This window comes from Bacillus sp. Bvel1 (assembly GCF_014872755.1).
Taxonomy (GTDB): Bacteria; Bacillota; Bacilli; order Bacillales; family Bacillaceae; genus Bacillus; species Bacillus velezensis.
In genome coordinates, this window is sequence record NZ_JAAOBZ010000007.1 from 1 (window position 1) to 17,729 (window position 17,729).

The window sequence follows — 17,729 nt, forward strand, 5'->3', positions numbered from 1 at the left end:
TCCCGGATGCCGACGGGGCCGTTTTTCAGCACCTCTTCCCAAAGGGCGCAAAGCTTCATTTCCGTGACGTTCCGCGGGGCGGTGTACGCCTGTCTGTCTGCCGATCCGCCGGGAGCCGGCAGCGCGCGGCGGTCAAGCTTTCCGCTCGGCGTGACCGGCCATTCGCTCATCTCTATAAACTGAGCCGGCATCATGTAGGCCGGAAGGCGTGCCGCAAGCTCTGCCCGCACGTCATCGCTTTTTCGTCCTTCGATATAGGCGTAAAGCGCGGTTTCGCCGTGTTCGGTCCGGGCGGTGACCGCCGCCTCACGAATGCCGTCGATGCGCCGGATCGCCGCTTCGATTTCCCCCGGTTCAATCCGGTAGCCGCGGACTTTCACCTGTCCGTCTGAACGCCCAAGCCATTCGACAAGGCCGTCTTCTGTCCAGCGTGCGATATCGCCCGTCTGATACATGCGTTCTCCCGGATAAAACGGATCAACGACAAAGCGCTCCTCCGTCAGCTCAGGGCGGTTCAGATAGCCCCGGGCCACGCCGGTCCCCGCGATGTACAGCTCTCCTGCCACGCCCGCAGGCTGGATGGTTCCTCCGCTATCTAATACATACAGACGGGCACCCGGAACGGGTTTTCCGATCGGAAGCCGCGTTCGTCCGCTGTCCTGTTTTCGGTCACAGACGTAAAACGCCGCATCAACCGTCGCTTCCGTCGGTCCATAGCCGTGAATAAGCATGGTCTCCGGCAGAAGATCGGCAAACCGGGCAGCCGTAAGCGGGGAAAGAGCTTCCCCTCCGGCGAACACGCGTGTCAGTGTTCTGCCGAGGCGTGTTCTTGTTTCCTCAGGCTCCGTTTCCAGCGCGTCTAAAAAGCTGTTGACCATCGCCGGAATAAAATGCGCGGTCGTCACCTTTTCTGAGGCAAACGCTTCAATCATCCGCACAGGATCTTTCTCCCAGCCGGCAGGAAGCAGATACACGGAGGCGCCTGACATCGTCCACCAAAACAATTGCCAGATGGAGGCGTCGAATGAAAAGGATGATTTCAGCACAATAATATCCTCTTCCGTTAACGGAAACTGCCCTTGCATCCCTGATAAAAAGGCGGCGGCCTGACGGTGTTCAACAGCCACTCCCTTCGGTGTTCCCGTCGAACCGGACGTATAAATGATATAAGCGAGCGAATCAGCATCCGCTTCGTCAGAGACAGCCCCTGTCTCCGTCTCACTTGTCAGAGAAGAAAGAGACGCTTCTAGCGTTTCACCGGAAAAACCGGAAACGGATAACCCCGGCTGTGCAAGCAGGAGACAAGCGCCGCTGTCCTCAAGCATATAGCGCAGCCTGTCCTCAGGATAGTCCGGGTCAAGCGGCACGTAGGCGCCGCCCGCTTTTAACACGGCAAGCACTGAAACCGCCATCTCCGGCGAGCGTTCAGCGAGTACGCCGACCATGCTTTCTTTGCGGATGCCTTTTTGGCGGAGCCGAACGGCGAGCCTGTCTGTGTACTGGTCAAGCTCAGCGTACGTCAGCATACCGCCCGGAAAACGGAGCGCCGGACGATGCGGCGAAAGCGCGGCGCGGCGGGCAAACAGCCCGTGAAGCGTCGGGGCCGGCGGTTCAGCCGTTTCTGTATGGTTAAACGCAGTTAACACCCGTTTCTTTTCTTTTTCATCCGCCATATCAATATGCCGAATCAGCCGGTTTGGATTTCTAACGGCATTTTCAACGATCGTCAGCAAATGAGTTTGAATTCGTTTAATCGATGTTTTAGTAAATAAAGCGGATTGATAATCAAAATTCAGCTCAATCAATCCCGTATCTGTCCGCTCCTTAATTAAAATGGACAGCTCATTTGCCGTATGCCCGCTGAAAAACATCGCCGTTTCATAATCGAAACCTTCTGCCTGACGCCACGCGAGAGGCTGGTATTGCATCGAAATCCCGATGATATTTTGCAGGTCGTGATGAATCTGCCTTAATTCATTGACAAAAAGATTGTAAGGATATTTCTGGTGCCGCATAACAGACAGCTGCTGTTTTCCTACACTGCGGACAAAAGACACGAACTCCGCATCCGGATCTGCCGTCATTCTGATCGGCAGCGTGCTGACGAACATGCCGAGCATATCCTTTTCGAGCTTGGAACCGCGGTTTCCGTAATAAGTACCGATGGCAATATCCTTTTTAGCCGTCAGACGGCTGATGCATATGTATAACGAAGCCATAAACAGAGAGATGATGCTGACATTATGATCTTTGCAAAAACGCCGGATTGATTGTTCTAAGGAGTGGGAAAGAGTGATTGTATCTCTTGAAGCTGCAGTGCTTTGTCTAAGATGAGAGGTTCGTTCCGCCAGTGAAAGGTGTTCCGGAACGGTTCGGTATGTTTCAGTCCAAAATGAACGGTCTTTTTGAAAACGGGAAGACTGTAAGTATTGCTGTTCTTTTTCCATGTAGCTGAGATAGGAAGGGCTTTGGTGTTCGGCCAAATCCTCGCTTCGCATGATTTTTTGGTAGATTTCAATGAGCTGATTGCCAAGCAGATTGAGCGAGATGCCGTCCATAATAATATGGTGAAATTTTGAATAAAGCCAAACTTCTTCGTCTGACATGACAAGCAGAGTAAAATGATACAGCGGTGAATGAAACAGCTTGAACGGAACACGCGTCTGTTTGTCAATCCATGCATCCCGCTCTGATTGATCAATATGAGTAAAATCAACGGTCTCTAAAGAAATCGGCCGATGCCCGGCCAGATACAGCTGGGGTTCTGAGCCGTCCCCTTCCGTCAGTTGAAACCTGAGCGAATCATTTTGCAAGATAGAGAAATCTAAAGCACGGCGCAATACGTCAAAGTCGATATTCCCCCTGAATTTGACGCACGCCGCAAGATTGCAGATACTTGTGCCCGGCTCGAGCAGCTCTGTAAACCAGACTCTTCTTTGGGCGTGAGTTAAAGAATAAACAGTGTTCTTCAATGGAATCCCTCCATTTCAATTTAAGAGGATAAGAAAGTGAAATAATTACAATTAAATTTCGACAGCATATGACTAAATCATCCATATAAGCATTATTTTAAAACATATTTTAGAAATCACAATAAAAAATTAAATTTTTTCTAACATTTTTTAGAATATAGTATATATTCCTCACTTCACTTCTTCATTTCTATAATTTTTATACCATGTAAAACAGTATGTATGTACACTGCAAACTGGTTCTAAAACACTATAATAAGGAATAAAATGTATAATTAATTGCGCTTTTAAAAAGGTTTTGCTTTCCGAAAAGAAATTTTATGATAAAAAATGAAAAATCAGTGAACAAGTAAGAAAGTATCATGTAAAAAAAAGGAAGAATGTTGCCGATATTACTTTTTGAAAAGATTGATTCATAATCGCAATATAATGTTTTACAGACATCAAAAAAGCCGAACCCTCTAAGGATCCGGCCCTTCTTATTGATTTGCCAGCACGACTGCGATTTTGTCTTCAATGTCTTTTCCGTCATCTTCGTCAAGCAGCCCGTTTTGAAGCACGGAAAAAATAAGCGTATCTCCTGTTTTTGTGTCTGCATAGCCGGCAATCGAACTGACTGATGTTAGTGACCCGGTTTTTGCTTTAATTTTGCCCTCTGCCGGAGTATTCTTCAGCCGGTTCCGAAGAGTGCCTCCCGTCATTCTGTCGCTTGCACCGGCGACAGGGAGCGAACGAAGGAAAGCCGGGTACCACTTCTCTTTCTGAACCGCATACAAAAGCTCTCCGATTTGGCCGGCGGATACGCCGTTAATATGAGAAACGCCGGATCCGTCTCTTGCAATCAATTCATCCGGATTGAGCCCGAACGATTTGAGCTCCGATTTCATCACGTCCAAGCCCTTTTCCCAGCTGCCCTCCCCTTTTTTCACTTTTCCCATTTCCTTGATCAGAATTTCGGCGTGCCCGTTGTTGCTCAGTTTCATAAACGGGATCAATAATTCTGAAAGAGGCATGGATGACCGTGATGTGACAAGCTGGGTGCGGTGCGGCATTCGGTCTGTTCTGATTTTCCCTTTTACAGTTATACCCTGTTTAGTAAGCGCTTGTTTCCATAAATCTAAAGCATAGGACGACGGATCCCACACTGCCGCCCATTCTCTTGCCTTTGCCGAGCCGGCAGGTATGGTTCCCTTTATCGTAATCACATTGCCACCGTGCTCCCGTTCAACCGTCAATTCTTTCTTTTCATCAGAAGCGACGGTTTTTACTTCATTTTTCACACGAACGATGTCCGTATAGGGAGAAATTGAAATGCGCGGCTTTTTACCGGGCTGTTTCGCCGGGCTGATTTCCGCAATCACCGTTCCGGTATCATAATCTTCATTTGGGGAAGCGGTAAGAGCTGATACTTGCGCGCCATAATATTGGCCTTCATCACTCCACGGAAGATCAACTGAATACCTCGTATCGTCATACCACGAATCATCCCCGACCAGATCTCCTTTAATGACATGGATGCCTCTGGCTTTGACCTGTTTAGCCATCTTCTCAAAATCAGAAGCCAATAGGGTCGGATCGCCTTTTCCCCTGAGATAAAGGTTTCCGCGCAGCTGTTTTCCTCTCACGGCGCCGTCTGCCCGTACTTCTGTCTTAAAGGTGTAATCTTCTCCGAGAACGGAAAGCGCAGCAGATGCCGTCAGCAGCTTCATCAGTGATGCAGGCCTCAGCCGCATATCTTCCCGGCTGCCGAACAGCATCTCCCCTGTTTTTGCTGACCGGACACTGACGCCCGCTGAAGCTCCCTTTAAAGCGGGTTCTTTATCCAGAATGTGTTCCAGCTCTTTTTGCAAAGTATTTTTTTGTTCAGCCGCCTTAGCCGCATCATCAATATAAGGAACTTCGGCAATGATCAAAAGCAGAATCACCGCGCACAAGCGTTTCACATATGTTTTCAATGTTATCCCGCCTCTTTCCTATTCTTCGTCATGCAAAATGGTGATCCTGGATGATGCAGCCGCTTCTTCGCCCGGTTTCAGAATCTGAAGCCCTGTCAGTGATGCAGGCTGATTCAGATTAAAAGCATCTGTAACGGAAGTATAAGGCTCAAGACTGACAAACCCCTGCTTGCCGTCGCCGTTATATACCACCCAATGCTTGAAAGACGTGTCTGCCTGATACAAAACGGATAATTTCTCATTCGGATGATAAATAACAGCTTCGTTATTGCCGCCATTCCGTCCGGAAGAAAGAAAAACATCGTCAAACTGTTTATTTTTCAAAGACATCCCATGACGGAACGCTTCTTTATCAGGAACATCCAATAAACGGCCCGTCGGTACGAAACGTTCATTTAATTCCCACATGCGGTCAGCCGTCAAAAATAGACGGGATCGCTCTTCATTGAAAACAAATGTGGAATGATAGCCTAGCCCCCAAGGAAAAGCCTCCGTTCCCTTATTCATAATCAGCGCCCGCTGCGTAAACACATTGTCTTTTAATGTATAGGTCATCCGGACAATGACATCGTGCGGAAATTGTTTATGAACACGGGGAATCTTTGAAAGATCAATTTCTGTTTCGACTGTCATTCCACCCCCCTCTTCTTTCGCTGCTGCCGCTTTCCAATGCTGATTGTGAAGAAAGCCGTGAATATGATTATGTTTATCCTCTTCGTTTATCTCGAATTGATACGCGCGCCCGTCAAAACGAAACGTCCCGTCCGTAATCCGGTTCGGCGGGAATAAAACGGGAATGCCGTACAGCATCGGTTTTTTGAGGAATTCCTCCGCAGTTTCCGGTTCTCTCAGAAGCCGCATACCGGTTCTTTTATCCCGAAGCGATATGACATTTGATCCCCACTCCGGCACAATGATGCATTCAGCCTGATCAGTCTCCGCCTTTATGGCTGAAACTCCTAAATAAGTCATATGTTCAATCGTCATAAGCACCTGCCCTTTCCTTGTTTTCTAGCATGTATAGGAATTCCATTTTCTAAACTCATTTTCCTTCTCTAAAAAAAACATCGCCCGTATGAATTGAGCGATGTGCGGTAAAACCTTATTGAATCAGCCGGGTAATCTGTTTTTTCTTCCATACAAACCGGTAATACCCGTATTGCAGCAGCAGGCTGACGACAAAAGCCGCCGGATAACCGACCCAAATGCCAAGAATGCCGAGATTCGTATAATGAGAAAGAATAAAGGCCACAGGCACTTCAATTCCCCAAATCGTAAAAATGCTGATAATCGTCGGCCATAACACCGTACCGCTCGCCCGCATTGTTGCTGAAACAATCTGAGCGTGACCGAAAATCAGATAGCTCCAAAGGGTAATCATAATCAGATTGCGGGCAATGCGGAGTGTATCCTGATCGGTTAAAAACAAAGCCAGTATCTGCCGGGAGAAGGTGTAAATCAGCACAATCAAAACCCCGCCGATCAAATAATTCAGGCCGATGCCGACTTTGATGACCTGCTTCAGCCGGCCGAATTGATTGGCGCCAATGGATTGGGCGGCAAAAATTGAAACGGCGATACCGAGGCTTACCGCCGGCATCTGCACATAACTCGCCACTTGGTTGACGACCCCGTAAGCAGCCGTCGCGTTTGATCCGTAATGATTGACAAATGAAATGACCGCAATTTCAGAAAGTGATACGAGAATCATATTGATGCTTGACGGAATACCGAGACGGAGTAAAAGCGCGAGCAGCTTTTTGTCCATTTTAAGAGAACGGAGCGCAGTCCGGTCAAATGCCAATGGATGTTTCCTTTTCCGCAAATAAACCATGAGTACGATAAATGTCACGATGTTTGAAATCACGGTTGCATACGCCGAACCGTAAATGCCGAACTTCGGAAGTCCGAAAAGCCCGAGAATCAATAAGGGCAAGAGACCGATGTTTATGACTGTACTGACGATTAACGTATAAAACGGAGTCTTTGAATCTCCCGTTCCGCGTAAAAATGTCGTATACGCAAAATATAAAAACATCAGCGGCATTGCGCAAAACAAAATACGCGCATATCGGACACTGACATCTATTACGTTTTCCGGCGTTCCCATCAGCCGCAGAATATCAAGCGTAAACACACTGCCGACAACTGCCAGAACAACACCGAGCATAAAGGTAAAAGTCAGTGTAGTGCCGACAATCGCCTTCATCCTCTCTTCGTTTTTCGCGCCGTAAGCCTGCCCGATCAGAATGGAACTTCCCGAACCGATTCCGATCGTAAAGGAGATCAGCAGAAAAAACAGCGGAAAAAAAGACGATACGGCGGCAAGCGCATCAACCCCGAGCCACCTTCCGACAAATACCATTCCGACCAATTGGCCGACAGATTGCAATACATTGCTTAAAAGCAGCGGCACTAAAAATAGTGACATCGATCGCCAGACAGACTGGCCGCGGCCTTCCGCTGTTTCTAAATGATCTTGTACTTCCATATGTAGGACTCCTTTTTTGATTTTCTTCCATTTTATTATTCAGCAGACAGCTTGTAAAAACCTTTTGTTCAATGAAACTCTTTATCTTATTCTCACGTCTTACATGGAAATAAACCATAAAAATAAAAAGTCCGGAAAATATTTCTGAAAAGGTATTGTAATCTTACCGTAATTATTGTAACATTTGTAACATAAGAGAAAGAGATTGATTGAAGGAGAGATTATATCATGAAAAAATGGCTATTATTCCTCACTACTATTACATTGATTCTGTCATTGGGCACTGCGGCGACCGCAAAAAATGCACCTAATGACCTTACACAAAAACAAGCACTTCAGCTGGCCCTGTCAGCGAGAGAACATTTCTGGAACACGATGAGCGGCAGTGCGCTTAAATCAAACGCAAACTGCACATCTGAACCGTTTGAATATCAAAATCTTCAATACGTATTTATGTGCAAAGACCTCGGAACAAAAGCGAAAGCCGTAAAATATCTGACACCCGCTTTTACAAAGCAAGCGATTGACAAAGGGCTCAAAGATTACCACTTCACTGTAAAAGACGGCAAATTGGCTGTTCCGGTCGGCGACGGAGATAACCTCCTGAATTGGAAAAAAGCAAAAATGACTCTTCTTTCTAAAAAAGGAAGCGTTCAAACATACCGCTTCACTGTACCGACTCTTGACGGTTCCCCGTCAGCAAAACGCGATGTAACATTCGTAAAAGAAAACAACGTTTGGAAAGTCAATCAATTTGATGCTGTCATATAAGAAAAAGCCCGCTTGCTTACAGCGGGCTTTTTTCACATCATTTCCACCAGGCTCTTGCGAAATATTCAACTCAAAAACCCCTTGTATAACAAGGGGTTTTCTGTCTTGCCGACATTATTAATCTGCGCCTATCTTATACAAAAAACGCTCTAGGAGAACGTACAATATACCTCTATATTCGTTGATATATAAGCTTTTTAAACAATACTTGTGCTAAATTTGTGAAAAATATTTTAAGTGTTTTTATCTGTGTAAATTTCGAATTCTTAAAGATATTCATTTTACTCCGAGTTTCAACGTGGTAAAATTTTGAATAACATTTTATCGCGAAAGGATATGAGCATGAAAATCTTTGAAGCAACCACCCTGCTTTCTGCCGCTAAACAACGCGCAAACGAATATAAAGAACTCCGCGGCCAGATGGTTAACCTGAAAAAAGCATTTCAAGGCATGGCTGATCTCGGTGACGGCGATTTCTCTGGCCGGGGCGCAGATAACATCAAAGCCTTTTTCCAGGACCACGCCGGCGTCACAGACAGCTGGCTTGATCTGATCGATATGAAAATCGCATTTCTCACAAGCCTTCCCGGCAAAGTCGAAGACGCAGGCCTTTCCGAATCTCATGTAGAAGAATCTTTTCTCGAGCACGAGCTCACCCATGCCCTCAGTAAATCAAAGGCGATTATGGAAGAGCAGAAAAAGGACATGCGCTCCATCCTCGGAGAGATCGAAGACATCATCTCGCTTGATCTGTTTTCAACCGAAAACATGGATCAGAAGCTCTCTTCAGCTGACAAAAAAAGAAGCGAAACCATACATAAGCTCGGCAAGCTTGATCACGATCTAACGAAAGAATACGCAGAAACCGAAGCGAACGAACAGTTCATCCAAGCTGACTTCCAGCAGCTTCAAAACGCCACGGGCAAAGGAAAAAGCGCAACTCCGCTTCATTACAATGCCAAGGCGTACCGTGAAAGCGACATCCATAAGAAAAAAGGCGAGATTGCTAGGCATTCGGATGCTTACCTTACGATTAAGAAAGAAGAAGCAAGAGAACGTGAGGTTGAAAAACTAAAAGAAAGGCTAAACAATTTCGACTATGCGAATGCCGATGAGTTCTACTCAATGGCTAAAACAATCGGCTATGAAAACCTGACAAAAGAACAGCAGCGTTATTTCACTCAAATTGAAAACACGCAAGAACTCACAGACGGTTTCAAAGGGGTTGCAGTCGGCCTTTATGATGTTGGGAAAGATACTGTGTTAGGTCTGAAAGACCTCGCTGTCGGCGCCTGGGACTTTTATCAGCTCTCTGATGAACAAAAGGTTGTTAAAACGATTTCTACCGTATTGAATACTCCGTCTTACGCAAAAATCATATGGACAAACCTAGCCGATTCGTGGAATGATCAAATGGTGAATGGTGATACGTACTCTAGAGCGCACTATGTCTCCTATGCGGTGGGCAGCCTTGTCGGCCTGAAAGGTGTGGGCTCGACGGTTAAAGTATCAAACAAACTCGCAAAAACAGGCTTCTCCAAGGTGGGAAAATTATTGGAGCCTGGCGCTGCAAGCCATGTACACACAGGAATAAAGAACGGAACAGACTATATCAACTCTTTATTGAAAAATAAAAACGAACCTGCCCTTGTTGGAATAGCAAAAGATATTGAAAACACCCATAATGTAAAAAACACCCCGCTTTTAAAGAAAGAAATTCAAAAAAAGCAAGATATGCTGACACAGGCCGCGCCGTTCACACATAAAGATGCCTTTGGAAATACAGTAACAACTAACTTAAAAAATGGTCATTTAAAAAATGATGTGCATCCTATAACAGGTATACCCTATGATAAAAATGGTTTTCCAATATTTGAGCCCGTTGCAGAAGTGAAAATTGATAAGTCATTATATCTTGAAAAAGATACTGTACAGTTTAAAAAAGCAACCGAACTCCTGTTGCAAGAAATCAACAAAAATCCCGAGTTGAAAAATCACTTTACAGAAATGCAGTTGAAGCAAATTTTAAAAGGGAAAAAACCAAAAGGGTTTACGTGGCATCATCATCAAAATGAAGGTATAATGCAGCTAGTTGATTCAGATATACATGGTAAAACAGGTCACACTGGTGGAAGAAACATCTGGGGCGGAGGTTCCGAATACAGATAAAAGGAGAGTAATAACATGGTTGAATGGGATTTCGGAGAACATCCTATCAGTAACGAAGAAATTCAAGAAGTAGAAAATACGCTACAAGTAAAGTTCCCAAAAGATTACTTAGAATATGTCAAAAGTTATTCTGGCGCAACACCAACTCCTGAGACTTTTGATTTTGAAGGAAGAAAAGGGATTGCTTTCGGATACTTACATAGTTTTCATGAGGATAGTGAGTCATACATAATTAACGTTTCTAATCGTTATCGAGACGGCAGAATGCCTGATAAAGTAATTCCTATTGCGGATGATGTGTTTGGTAATGAGATCTGTTTCGATTTTAGAAAGAATCATAGTAATCCCCCTCTTGTTTTTTGGGATCATGAAATTGCATTTGAAAATCCAGAGGGTGCTCTGAGTCATATATGTAATTCGTTTACGGAATTGGTAGATAAGCTCTACGAAGAATAGAAACAAAAAGTCCATATAAACAAAGCCCTTCCCTTTTGAGAAGGGTTTTTTGTTATTTCGATAATATTTCCAGTATTGCTTTTGTCTTCGGTTCGCAATTCCAATCATTATCAAATCCTTTACAAAGCATAGAAATGAATCCTCCTTTGCTTTAAAATGTAAACGTTCGTTTTAAAATAAGAGGGGGATCATATGATTATTCTTGGTATTGTTGCAACATTAGCAACCTTTGTCTTTATTACAGCATTGATTTTTATCTTCTTTGAAAAAACTAAGAAAATAGGTAAACAAATAGCTCCAATAAGCCTTGTTTTGGCTTTATCTCTTTTTTTCATTATGGGTGCGTTGAATCGAGAGTCTCACGAAACCAAAACTGAGGATGTCACTGCTGCCACAGAAAGTACAGAAGAGGAGCCAATGTATTCTGAAGACGAGGAAGACTCTGACGTCCGGAGTGTTGAAGATAACCAAAAAGAATTTAACTTCAGTCCTGAAGAATTTGTACAGTCTTTCAATGAAGCGACTCGAGATATTGAAAGTGATGAAGATATTGAATCCTCTGGTCTCAATCGTATTAATAAAGATAATATCGGAGACTTTGAACTTACCGAAGCCAAAGATGGTACAATTTACACCAGAGAACTGAAAACAGAAACTGATAACTCCGGTGGAACTTTCACTTTGGAAGCATGGTATGACAAGAATCATAAATTCTACCGTTTACATTTATCCACTTCTGGTTCAGATAATATGGCTTCTCAAATAGGCCTGGTTAATACACTTACGGTTTTTCATGCTTTAGGAATTGATATTAAGCATGTAAACGACCTTCTAAAAAGCGAGCAAAATACACTTGAGGTATTTGATGGTGACTATCTTGTTACACTAGCTAAAATTCCTCAAATGTCGTTAATTATAAATATTGAACCAAAATAAAAGCCCCTTTTGGGGGCTTTTTCATTATTTCAAAAGCGTTTTACTTAAACCATTTCCCCATATTGTCCAGACACATACCGCCGTTTGCCGTCGTGGATGACTTCCCAATAGCCTTTAGAGTTGTTTGAACCTTTAACAGAACCTGAGATGTTAATTGTCTTGCCGAGACCAATCGTATCCACATTCTTGGCATTTTTACGGTCTGGTTTGTCCATAATAATGGCTGCACTTTTAACACCAACAATTTTAATTTTGCCTACAGACTTAATACCCCCGCTAGTCTTGTTTGAAGGTTTAGCAGGAGCAGATTTTGAAGAGGTTTTCCCTAACTCTGCATCACTCTTGATATATCTTACGTTAACGTAACCGCTGTATGTGGCTCCTTTAGAATTGGTATATTTAATGTAACCCCAACCATTTTGAGTCGATCCTTTTTTATATTGGACAGTCGAACCTTTAGGAAGAGCAAGCACAATAGACGAGTTGGCATTGCGTTGAGTTCTCACATTAAGGCTGTCAGCAACAACTGTATTTTTAATATAAGATTCTTTTGTTTTATCAACAGGAGAATTTACCGTTTTAGACGGGGCGCCGCTGATACATGCTTTAAAGGAGTCCCATCGATCAAGCAGCTTGCGTGGACAATACTTGCCGGACCAGTGCTGGTGAGGGACCACGTTTGCAAAGGAAATGCCCTGCTCCTTCATGAGCTTTTTGATCAGCCATTGAGCATTTGCCACGGCTTTCTCAAAATCCCCATCGCTATTCTCGCAAATTTCAATGCCGATAGATTTCCGGTTGCCAGTTCCGCGGTTTCCGTCTCCCGCGTGCCATCCGTTTTCATTCAATGGCAGATGCTGATAAATCTCTTTGTCGTCTACCGTAAAGTGCCAGCTGGTGGGTGTTTCCGGATTTTTCTCATAACGGGCGTGCATGGCTGCGCTTGCCCCTTGTGCCGTGTTTGCCGTGTTATGAACTGTGATGTATGCCGGGTTCATTGCGTATCCCGGTCTGTTATTGTGCCCCGTTGGAATAAAGTCTTTAGTGATTTTCACCATGTTTCATCGTCTCCTTTTGAGTAATAAAATAAGCCGCTGAATTTACTCAGCAGCTTTTTCCTCTTTTTCTGTTTTCTGATCGTTGTCGCTTTCAATCACGTGAAGCCGGTCAGTGATGACGGCCGGAATTTTAACACCGATCTGCGCCAAATTCTCCGTGATGGATAGGCCCTCATTTGCAATATAAAAAAGAACGGTTCCAAAGGTCAGAACACCGTTCAAATTTGTTATCGTATCAATAATGTTGGCGACAATGACCACCATAAAACTCAGCATCTTTCGAACATACCCAAACCACGCGCTGCGGCTCCGGAGCTGCTTCATTTTCCACGCTTTAATAATGCCGGTGATAACATCCAAGATGCTGAGGATCAAAAGTAAATCAAGGTATTTCACCTCCCCGAAAAGATATGTTCTTGCGATCTGTAAGCTCTCAAAATTCATCCACACGTATATTCCCTCCAATTATTAATCACCTCCTTCGAGGCAAAATAAAAACACCTCTGGGGTGTCGATCAGTTTGCGGCGCCGCCTAAATCCACACTGACAGGCTGTTTTGTCATCGGATAGGTCAAGCCGGTTATTTTATTGTATTCATCTTCTGTAATTCTCCCCCACTCAACAAAACGGGCCACGTCTTCATTACTGTAATACTGCGGCCCCCATCCATAGATTGTTTTAACGCTTGTAAACCAATCCATCATTCTCCTTTCCCTCCCTCCGCTAGTATCAGATAAAGATTGGCTATCATTTGCGCTTGTGACTCGGCCAGACTTTGAGCTTCTGCAAGCTGCGTTGTAATGGCCGCGTTCTGAGCTTTCAACTCATCAACGGGAGAAGGTACCCGCCCGCTTTCAATTTGCTTTTCCAAGGCTTTTTTCTCTTCCTGGGTGGCCGCCTCCGTCCATGTCTTCTCAGCCGGATGATACATCGCCTTTATGAAAGACGGAGGCTGGACGGTTGTACAATTCTCAGGGATTGTATAGTTACCTTCTTCATCAGGCTCAATCTGAACGGGTTTGGTCAAAATGAAATTTTCATCGTATTCATAAACCTGAATCATGCTGTCCCTCCTTCCTGAAAGCCCACGACCACATCCAGATAATAGCCTCCGCCCATCTTACTTGAGTCCGCCGGGTCCGGGTATTTTATTTTTAAATCCCCATTATCATAAATGATTAAATTGGCCGTGCCACCTGTACCACTTAACGGAAGTGTATAAACGCCACCGCCAGCTGGTGCGTATTCCTCGGGGATGGAGCCGAATATGATTTCTGGTTCAGTTCTAACATGCCCCCTTAATAAGATAAGAGGCCCCCATTTTGCGTATATAGGCGTTCGTGTCCCTGCGGCGGCTCCGTTCTTCAGCATGATGTTAGCATAGGTGGCGGCTCCGTTCCATGTCTTCCGTTCAGCTGCAGAGATGTGCCGAATTTGATTATAACTATGGGCAGTGAACTGTTGTAATAACTCTTCCAGTTTTTCTTTAAAATCTGCTGTGAACAGCTTTGATAACTCTTCCAATGTATCTTTAAAAGGTTTGTTAACGTGAATGTCTTCATTATTTGCATGCTTGTTTACTTTATCTTGAGCGCCGGAAGGGGTTTCCTTGGCGTCCCAAGACTTCCGATCTGTTGCAGAAACATGCATATCTGCATCGTTCGCATGGGCGTTTATTTTATCCTGCGCGCCGGAAGGGGTTTCCTTGGCATTCCACTCTTTTCTCTCGGCAGCCGTGATGTGTTTCACGTTATCTTTTGCATGTTCGTTTGTGTAAGACTTGGCGTTTTCCTCTGCAGCATCCGCCTTTTGCTGCGCGCCCTCTTTCGTTTCAATGGATTCCAGGTCAGCAAATTTCTTTCTCAATTCCTCGACAGTCTGGCTGATTTCTTCGACGATGTGTTTTATCCCGTCTTTCAGCGTTTCAAAATCGTCAATGTAATAGTCAGCTGTTGGGATGATGTTCTGATCCTCTAACGTTTTGGCGATAGAGAAAGTAAAAAAAGAAGTCGCCAGCGCTTGCCCGTTCGTGTAATATAGTTTGATTTCAGCCTTAACCGTCCCGTAATGCTTGAGTTCTGCATTCGACAACACATATTCCGCCGTGCCATTTATCTTGTCAGTGATGGTAAGGCTCTTTTTATAAAACGATCCATCATCATACAGGAGAACGATTTTTGCGTCTACGGCTGACAGAGGCAACGGTACACCATCCTTTATAAAAGAAAAAAACAGCTTTGCGCTGCCAGTGTCCTGCGTCATAAATTGTATATTTGTACTCCGGCCATTGATTGGATTTGTATTAATGTTGATCGGCACGCTGCCCGTTTTATACATCGTCGTTTATCCCCCCCTTAGTGCTGCGGCGTAACCATCATTTGAGCCACGCCGTAGCCTTTCTTCGCATCATAAGGTGTATCTAATTTCATAACGGTTCCGTAGCCGCCGCTTTCCGCCTTTGTGGCGATGCCGTCAACTGCTGAAACGCTGTCACCGACGTTAACAGTATCATCAACCCGCACAAAGACTTGACCAATCAAACCGATAATATGCCATTCGTCTCTTTCCTCTCGTGGCTTGTACTCAGCTTCCGGATCATAGTTCGGGTTCTCAGCTGGAATCGTAATGATGTCGTCACCGTCAAATACTTCCCGGTAGATAATGCCCCCAAATTCATCACGAAGAAAACGATCATTCCAATAGAAGGCAGCTCCGCCGAGCACAACGCCGGCAGTCTTGGAAACGACCCCTAGTATCTTGTCGCCTTCTTGAGCTTTTCGGATTTTGTCGCCCTCTAACGCTACAAGATAAGATGCCTCTATCTTTGTTCCGTCAGCTGATTCAAAATACTCCGCCAAGTCTTTTAAATTCGATACGCTTTCTATTGCGCCGGTGGACCGCACTGTTCCGCCCTTTGCGTTTAATTCAATTTTTTTGTTGGCTTCCGAGGCTTTGCCGTTTCCATGGCCTAAAACCATTGTGTAAGATTTGCTGTTCTTAGTGGCCTTGGAGAACATGACACCCGCGGACGCCCCATCTCCTGTTGTGTGAGAGTCATATGAAAACATGACGCCGTTGCGTGAACCCTCAGAAGAAGAGCCGCCAGCATTACCCGCAAGCAAATTGCGCTCACCCTTCGCATACGTCGCCCCCGTACACGCAATAATCGCACTGTACTTCGTAAGTGCATGGCCCGAGCTGGAAGCTGCTCGAAATCCTCCCTTGACGTTATTCGGAACTACTGAATGCTTTTCTCCGGCAAGGACAGCTGCATCCTTATAACCGTAAGCTCTGACAAGAAAAATATTGGTCTGGGTGTTCGGAGAGGTGATGCCGGCCGTTCCGCTTGCTACATGCAGAAGGCCATTTAACAAGTTGACATTACGCACGCCGCCCCCTATCGCGATGCCGGTTCTTGCGGAATCATGGATAACAAAATCAGAAATAAATACATCGTCGGTCATCTGATCGCCGCCGGTGATATAAATGTCACAATCAGCCTTTTTAAATCCGGTAATGTGCAAGTTGTTTACTGTTATCTTCCTGCTTTTATACTGGAAGGCAATGATCGAGCCGTCTTTGTAGTCATATGTCGGATCGCCAATCGCTTTAAAACCGATTATCTGAACACGCTGGTACGCCGAAACGACAAGGGCTTTCGGAGCTAATCCTTCATAAAGCGAATTATAGACGGGTTCACGGGATGTGCAGTCTACTAACGTCACATCACGAGCCGTCTCGCTCCAAGGGTCTTTTACAAGATGGTGATCAATATGCCGTAAATCAAATGAGCGAACGTCACGAAATGATTCATGACCGCGAATGTGAACGTCACTCGGTGCCGGCCATTCCTTATGAGCTTTTACCTCTACGCCCCGCACATTCCCCTCCGTATAATTATCTATAACCCAGACATGCTTAGAGCCGTCGTCCACTTCAATTCCGTTTGAATTGGCTCCGCCTTTACGGTGTGCAGTACCGCGCGGATTCGTCATCACATTGTTTGTGATGAAAACATACTCGCTGTAATGGGTCGTAATGCCGTCGTCACCATACCCAGAGCCAACACACTTGTCGATCCAAATATATTTGCTCCCTGTTGCCGTGTAATCTTTTGCTGTGATGTTATAAGAAGGCGCTGATACATCAAAACAATGCAAACCTGGGTTAATGCCTTCAACACCACGTGCAATGCCAAACTTTACTTGCGCAAAAAGCAGACAGCTTGAATGTACACCACCGGTTGCGCCTACGCCGCCCTGGCGATCAGGATTCCAGTCAAGCGACATACCTTCCACAACGATATTCCGGTTGCCTTTCGCATGATCAGCATTTGTGACAACCCACTCACTGGCCGGCGTGTCCTCGTGCAGCTTCAGAGTGGTGACGCCCATGCCCTGGCCGATCAAATACGTCCATGACGGCAGTTTGACGCCTCTTATCACGTATTCGCCGGCTGATAGATTGAGCCGCACCTTTCCGTTTCCGATCGCTCTTTTGAATGCTTCTGTGCTGTCTGTCTCCCCGGTAGGGTCGGCCCCGTAGTCGTCTACGTTAACGTTTCTGGTGATTTTACGCAGAAGTTTGTTATATTCCTTATCAAGACGCTCTTTCAACAGTGGAGCAATTTCTCCATCAGCATTAACACGGGCGTCCACTACTTCTTTTACATTTGTCCCGTCGGCATTAAGAATGAGATTACGCACCCGATTATACAGGCCGTCAATATAAGTTCGTAAAGAAAAGCCCCCGTGATCAATTTGCTCAGATGTATGCGCCGTAGCAGCTTTCTTATGACGGGTAATTTCACTTTCAAGTCCGTTTACGCTTCTCTCGATCGCTTCCATATCACCAGATAGCTCATCCTCATAGCGAGAGTTTCTAGTGGTATCGTAATTTTTTTTCAACCTCAACACTGTAT

General features: G+C 45.1%; 14 protein-coding genes. 4 read left to right on the forward strand and 10 right to left on the reverse strand.

Annotated features, from left to right (window positions below):
* The 4 genes from HAP68_RS09025 to HAP68_RS09040 all read right to left on the reverse strand — a co-directional run.
* Nucleotides 1-2,972, reverse strand: a 2,972-nt coding sequence (locus tag HAP68_RS09025) for a non-ribosomal peptide synthetase (protein ID WP_192580579.1), incomplete at its 3' end; no start/stop codon positions are given.
* Between the two features lie 479 nt (nucleotides 2,973-3,451).
* On the reverse strand, nucleotides 3,452-4,927 hold the full coding sequence (gene dacB, locus HAP68_RS09030; RefSeq protein WP_024085392.1) for a D-alanyl-D-alanine carboxypeptidase/D-alanyl-D-alanine endopeptidase: 1,476 nt from the start codon (nucleotides 4,925-4,927) through the stop codon (nucleotides 3,452-3,454).
* A gap of 18 nt (nucleotides 4,928-4,945) precedes the next feature.
* The gene (locus HAP68_RS09035) at nucleotides 4,946-5,914 is read right to left on the reverse strand and encodes an aldose 1-epimerase (RefSeq protein ID WP_024085393.1); all 969 of its coding nucleotides are present in this window, start codon (nucleotides 5,912-5,914) and stop codon (nucleotides 4,946-4,948) included.
* Between the two features lie 115 nt (nucleotides 5,915-6,029).
* Nucleotides 6,030-7,418: an MATE family efflux transporter gene (locus HAP68_RS09040; protein WP_003153854.1), complete on the reverse strand. Its 1,389-nt coding sequence runs from the start codon at nucleotides 7,416-7,418 to the stop codon at nucleotides 6,030-6,032.
* Nucleotides 7,419-7,646: 228 nt separating this feature from the next.
* Here HAP68_RS09040 and HAP68_RS09045 point away from each other — a divergent pair, with 228 nt between their 5' ends.
* The 4 genes from HAP68_RS09045 (at nucleotide 7,647) to HAP68_RS09060 (ending at nucleotide 11,750) form a co-directional block, all read left to right on the forward strand.
* Nucleotides 7,647-8,189, forward strand: a complete 543-nt coding sequence (locus HAP68_RS09045; protein WP_015388142.1) for an IseA DL-endopeptidase inhibitor family protein — start codon at nucleotides 7,647-7,649, stop codon at nucleotides 8,187-8,189.
* 342 nt (nucleotides 8,190-8,531) lie between these two features.
* Nucleotides 8,532-10,358: a T7SS effector LXG polymorphic toxin gene (locus tag HAP68_RS09050; RefSeq protein WP_039251312.1), complete on the forward strand. Its 1,827-nt coding sequence runs from the start codon at nucleotides 8,532-8,534 to the stop codon at nucleotides 10,356-10,358.
* 15 nt (nucleotides 10,359-10,373) lie between these two features.
* Nucleotides 10,374-10,814, forward strand: coding sequence for an SMI1/KNR4 family protein (locus tag HAP68_RS09055; RefSeq protein WP_024085400.1), 441 nt, complete (start codon nucleotides 10,374-10,376; stop codon nucleotides 10,812-10,814).
* A gap of 192 nt (nucleotides 10,815-11,006) precedes the next feature.
* On the forward strand, nucleotides 11,007-11,750 hold the full coding sequence (locus HAP68_RS09060; RefSeq protein WP_039251310.1) for a hypothetical protein: 744 nt from the start codon (nucleotides 11,007-11,009) through the stop codon (nucleotides 11,748-11,750).
* A gap of 44 nt (nucleotides 11,751-11,794) precedes the next feature.
* On the opposite strand, the gene HAP68_RS09065 is transcribed toward HAP68_RS09060, so the two are convergent.
* The 6 genes from HAP68_RS09065 to HAP68_RS09090 are packed head-to-tail and all read right to left on the reverse strand — an operon-like array spanning nucleotide 11,795 to nucleotide 17,655.
* Nucleotides 11,795-12,808, reverse strand: a complete 1,014-nt coding sequence (locus tag HAP68_RS09065; RefSeq protein WP_039251309.1) for an N-acetylmuramoyl-L-alanine amidase — start codon at nucleotides 12,806-12,808, stop codon at nucleotides 11,795-11,797.
* Nucleotides 12,809-12,850: 42 nt separating this feature from the next.
* Nucleotides 12,851-13,273, reverse strand: a complete 423-nt coding sequence (locus HAP68_RS09070) for a phage holin family protein (RefSeq protein ID WP_039251308.1) — start codon at nucleotides 13,271-13,273, stop codon at nucleotides 12,851-12,853.
* Between the two features lie 50 nt (nucleotides 13,274-13,323).
* Nucleotides 13,324-13,512 carry an XkdX family protein gene (locus HAP68_RS09075; protein WP_039251307.1) on the reverse strand — a complete coding sequence of 63 codons (189 nt, stop codon included), beginning with the start codon at nucleotides 13,510-13,512 and terminating at the stop codon, nucleotides 13,324-13,326.
* Nucleotides 13,509-13,871 (reverse strand): hypothetical protein, encoded by a 363-nt coding sequence (locus tag HAP68_RS09080; protein WP_039251306.1) that lies wholly within the window; start codon nucleotides 13,869-13,871, stop codon nucleotides 13,509-13,511. The genes HAP68_RS09075 and HAP68_RS09080 overlap by 4 nt, the downstream gene beginning before the upstream one ends.
* Nucleotides 13,868-15,145, reverse strand: coding sequence for a phage baseplate upper protein (locus tag HAP68_RS09085; RefSeq protein ID WP_039251305.1), 1,278 nt, complete (start codon nucleotides 15,143-15,145; stop codon nucleotides 13,868-13,870). Before HAP68_RS09085 ends, HAP68_RS09080 begins: the two co-directional genes overlap by 4 nt.
* 17 nt (nucleotides 15,146-15,162) lie before the next feature.
* Nucleotides 15,163-17,655 (reverse strand): peptidase G2 autoproteolytic cleavage domain-containing protein, encoded by a 2,493-nt coding sequence (locus HAP68_RS09090; protein WP_225562145.1) that lies wholly within the window; start codon nucleotides 17,653-17,655, stop codon nucleotides 15,163-15,165.
* Between the last annotated feature and the right edge of the window lie 74 nt (nucleotides 17,656-17,729).

What these genes read in the sequence shown, in the direction of transcription:
- HAP68_RS09090 (WP_225562145.1), bottom strand. Translation starts at nt 17,655, where the DNA reads ATGGAAGCGATCGAGAGAAGCGTAAACGGACTTGAAAGTGAAATTACC.
- HAP68_RS09040 (WP_003153854.1), bottom strand. Translation starts at nt 7,418, where the DNA reads ATGGAAGTACAAGATCATTTAGAAACAGCGGAAGGCCGCGGCCAGTCT.
- HAP68_RS09055 (WP_024085400.1), top strand. Translation starts at nt 10,374, where the DNA reads ATGGTTGAATGGGATTTCGGAGAACATCCTATCAGTAACGAAGAAATT.
- HAP68_RS09085 (WP_039251305.1), bottom strand. Translation starts at nt 15,145, where the DNA reads ATGTATAAAACGGGCAGCGTGCCGATCAACATTAATACAAATCCAATC.
- HAP68_RS09035 (WP_024085393.1), bottom strand. Translation starts at nt 5,914, where the DNA reads ATGACGATTGAACATATGACTTATTTAGGAGTTTCAGCCATAAAGGCG.
- HAP68_RS09075 (WP_039251307.1), bottom strand. Translation starts at nt 13,512, where the DNA reads ATGATGGATTGGTTTACAAGCGTTAAAACAATCTATGGATGGGGGCCG.
- HAP68_RS09050 (WP_039251312.1), top strand. Translation starts at nt 8,532, where the DNA reads ATGAAAATCTTTGAAGCAACCACCCTGCTTTCTGCCGCTAAACAACGC.
- HAP68_RS09065 (WP_039251309.1), bottom strand. Translation starts at nt 12,808, where the DNA reads ATGGTGAAAATCACTAAAGACTTTATTCCAACGGGGCACAATAACAGA.
- HAP68_RS09080 (WP_039251306.1), bottom strand. Translation starts at nt 13,871, where the DNA reads ATGATTCAGGTTTATGAATACGATGAAAATTTCATTTTGACCAAACCC.
- HAP68_RS09045 (WP_015388142.1), top strand. Translation starts at nt 7,647, where the DNA reads ATGAAAAAATGGCTATTATTCCTCACTACTATTACATTGATTCTGTCA.
- HAP68_RS09060 (WP_039251310.1), top strand. Translation starts at nt 11,007, where the DNA reads ATGATTATTCTTGGTATTGTTGCAACATTAGCAACCTTTGTCTTTATT.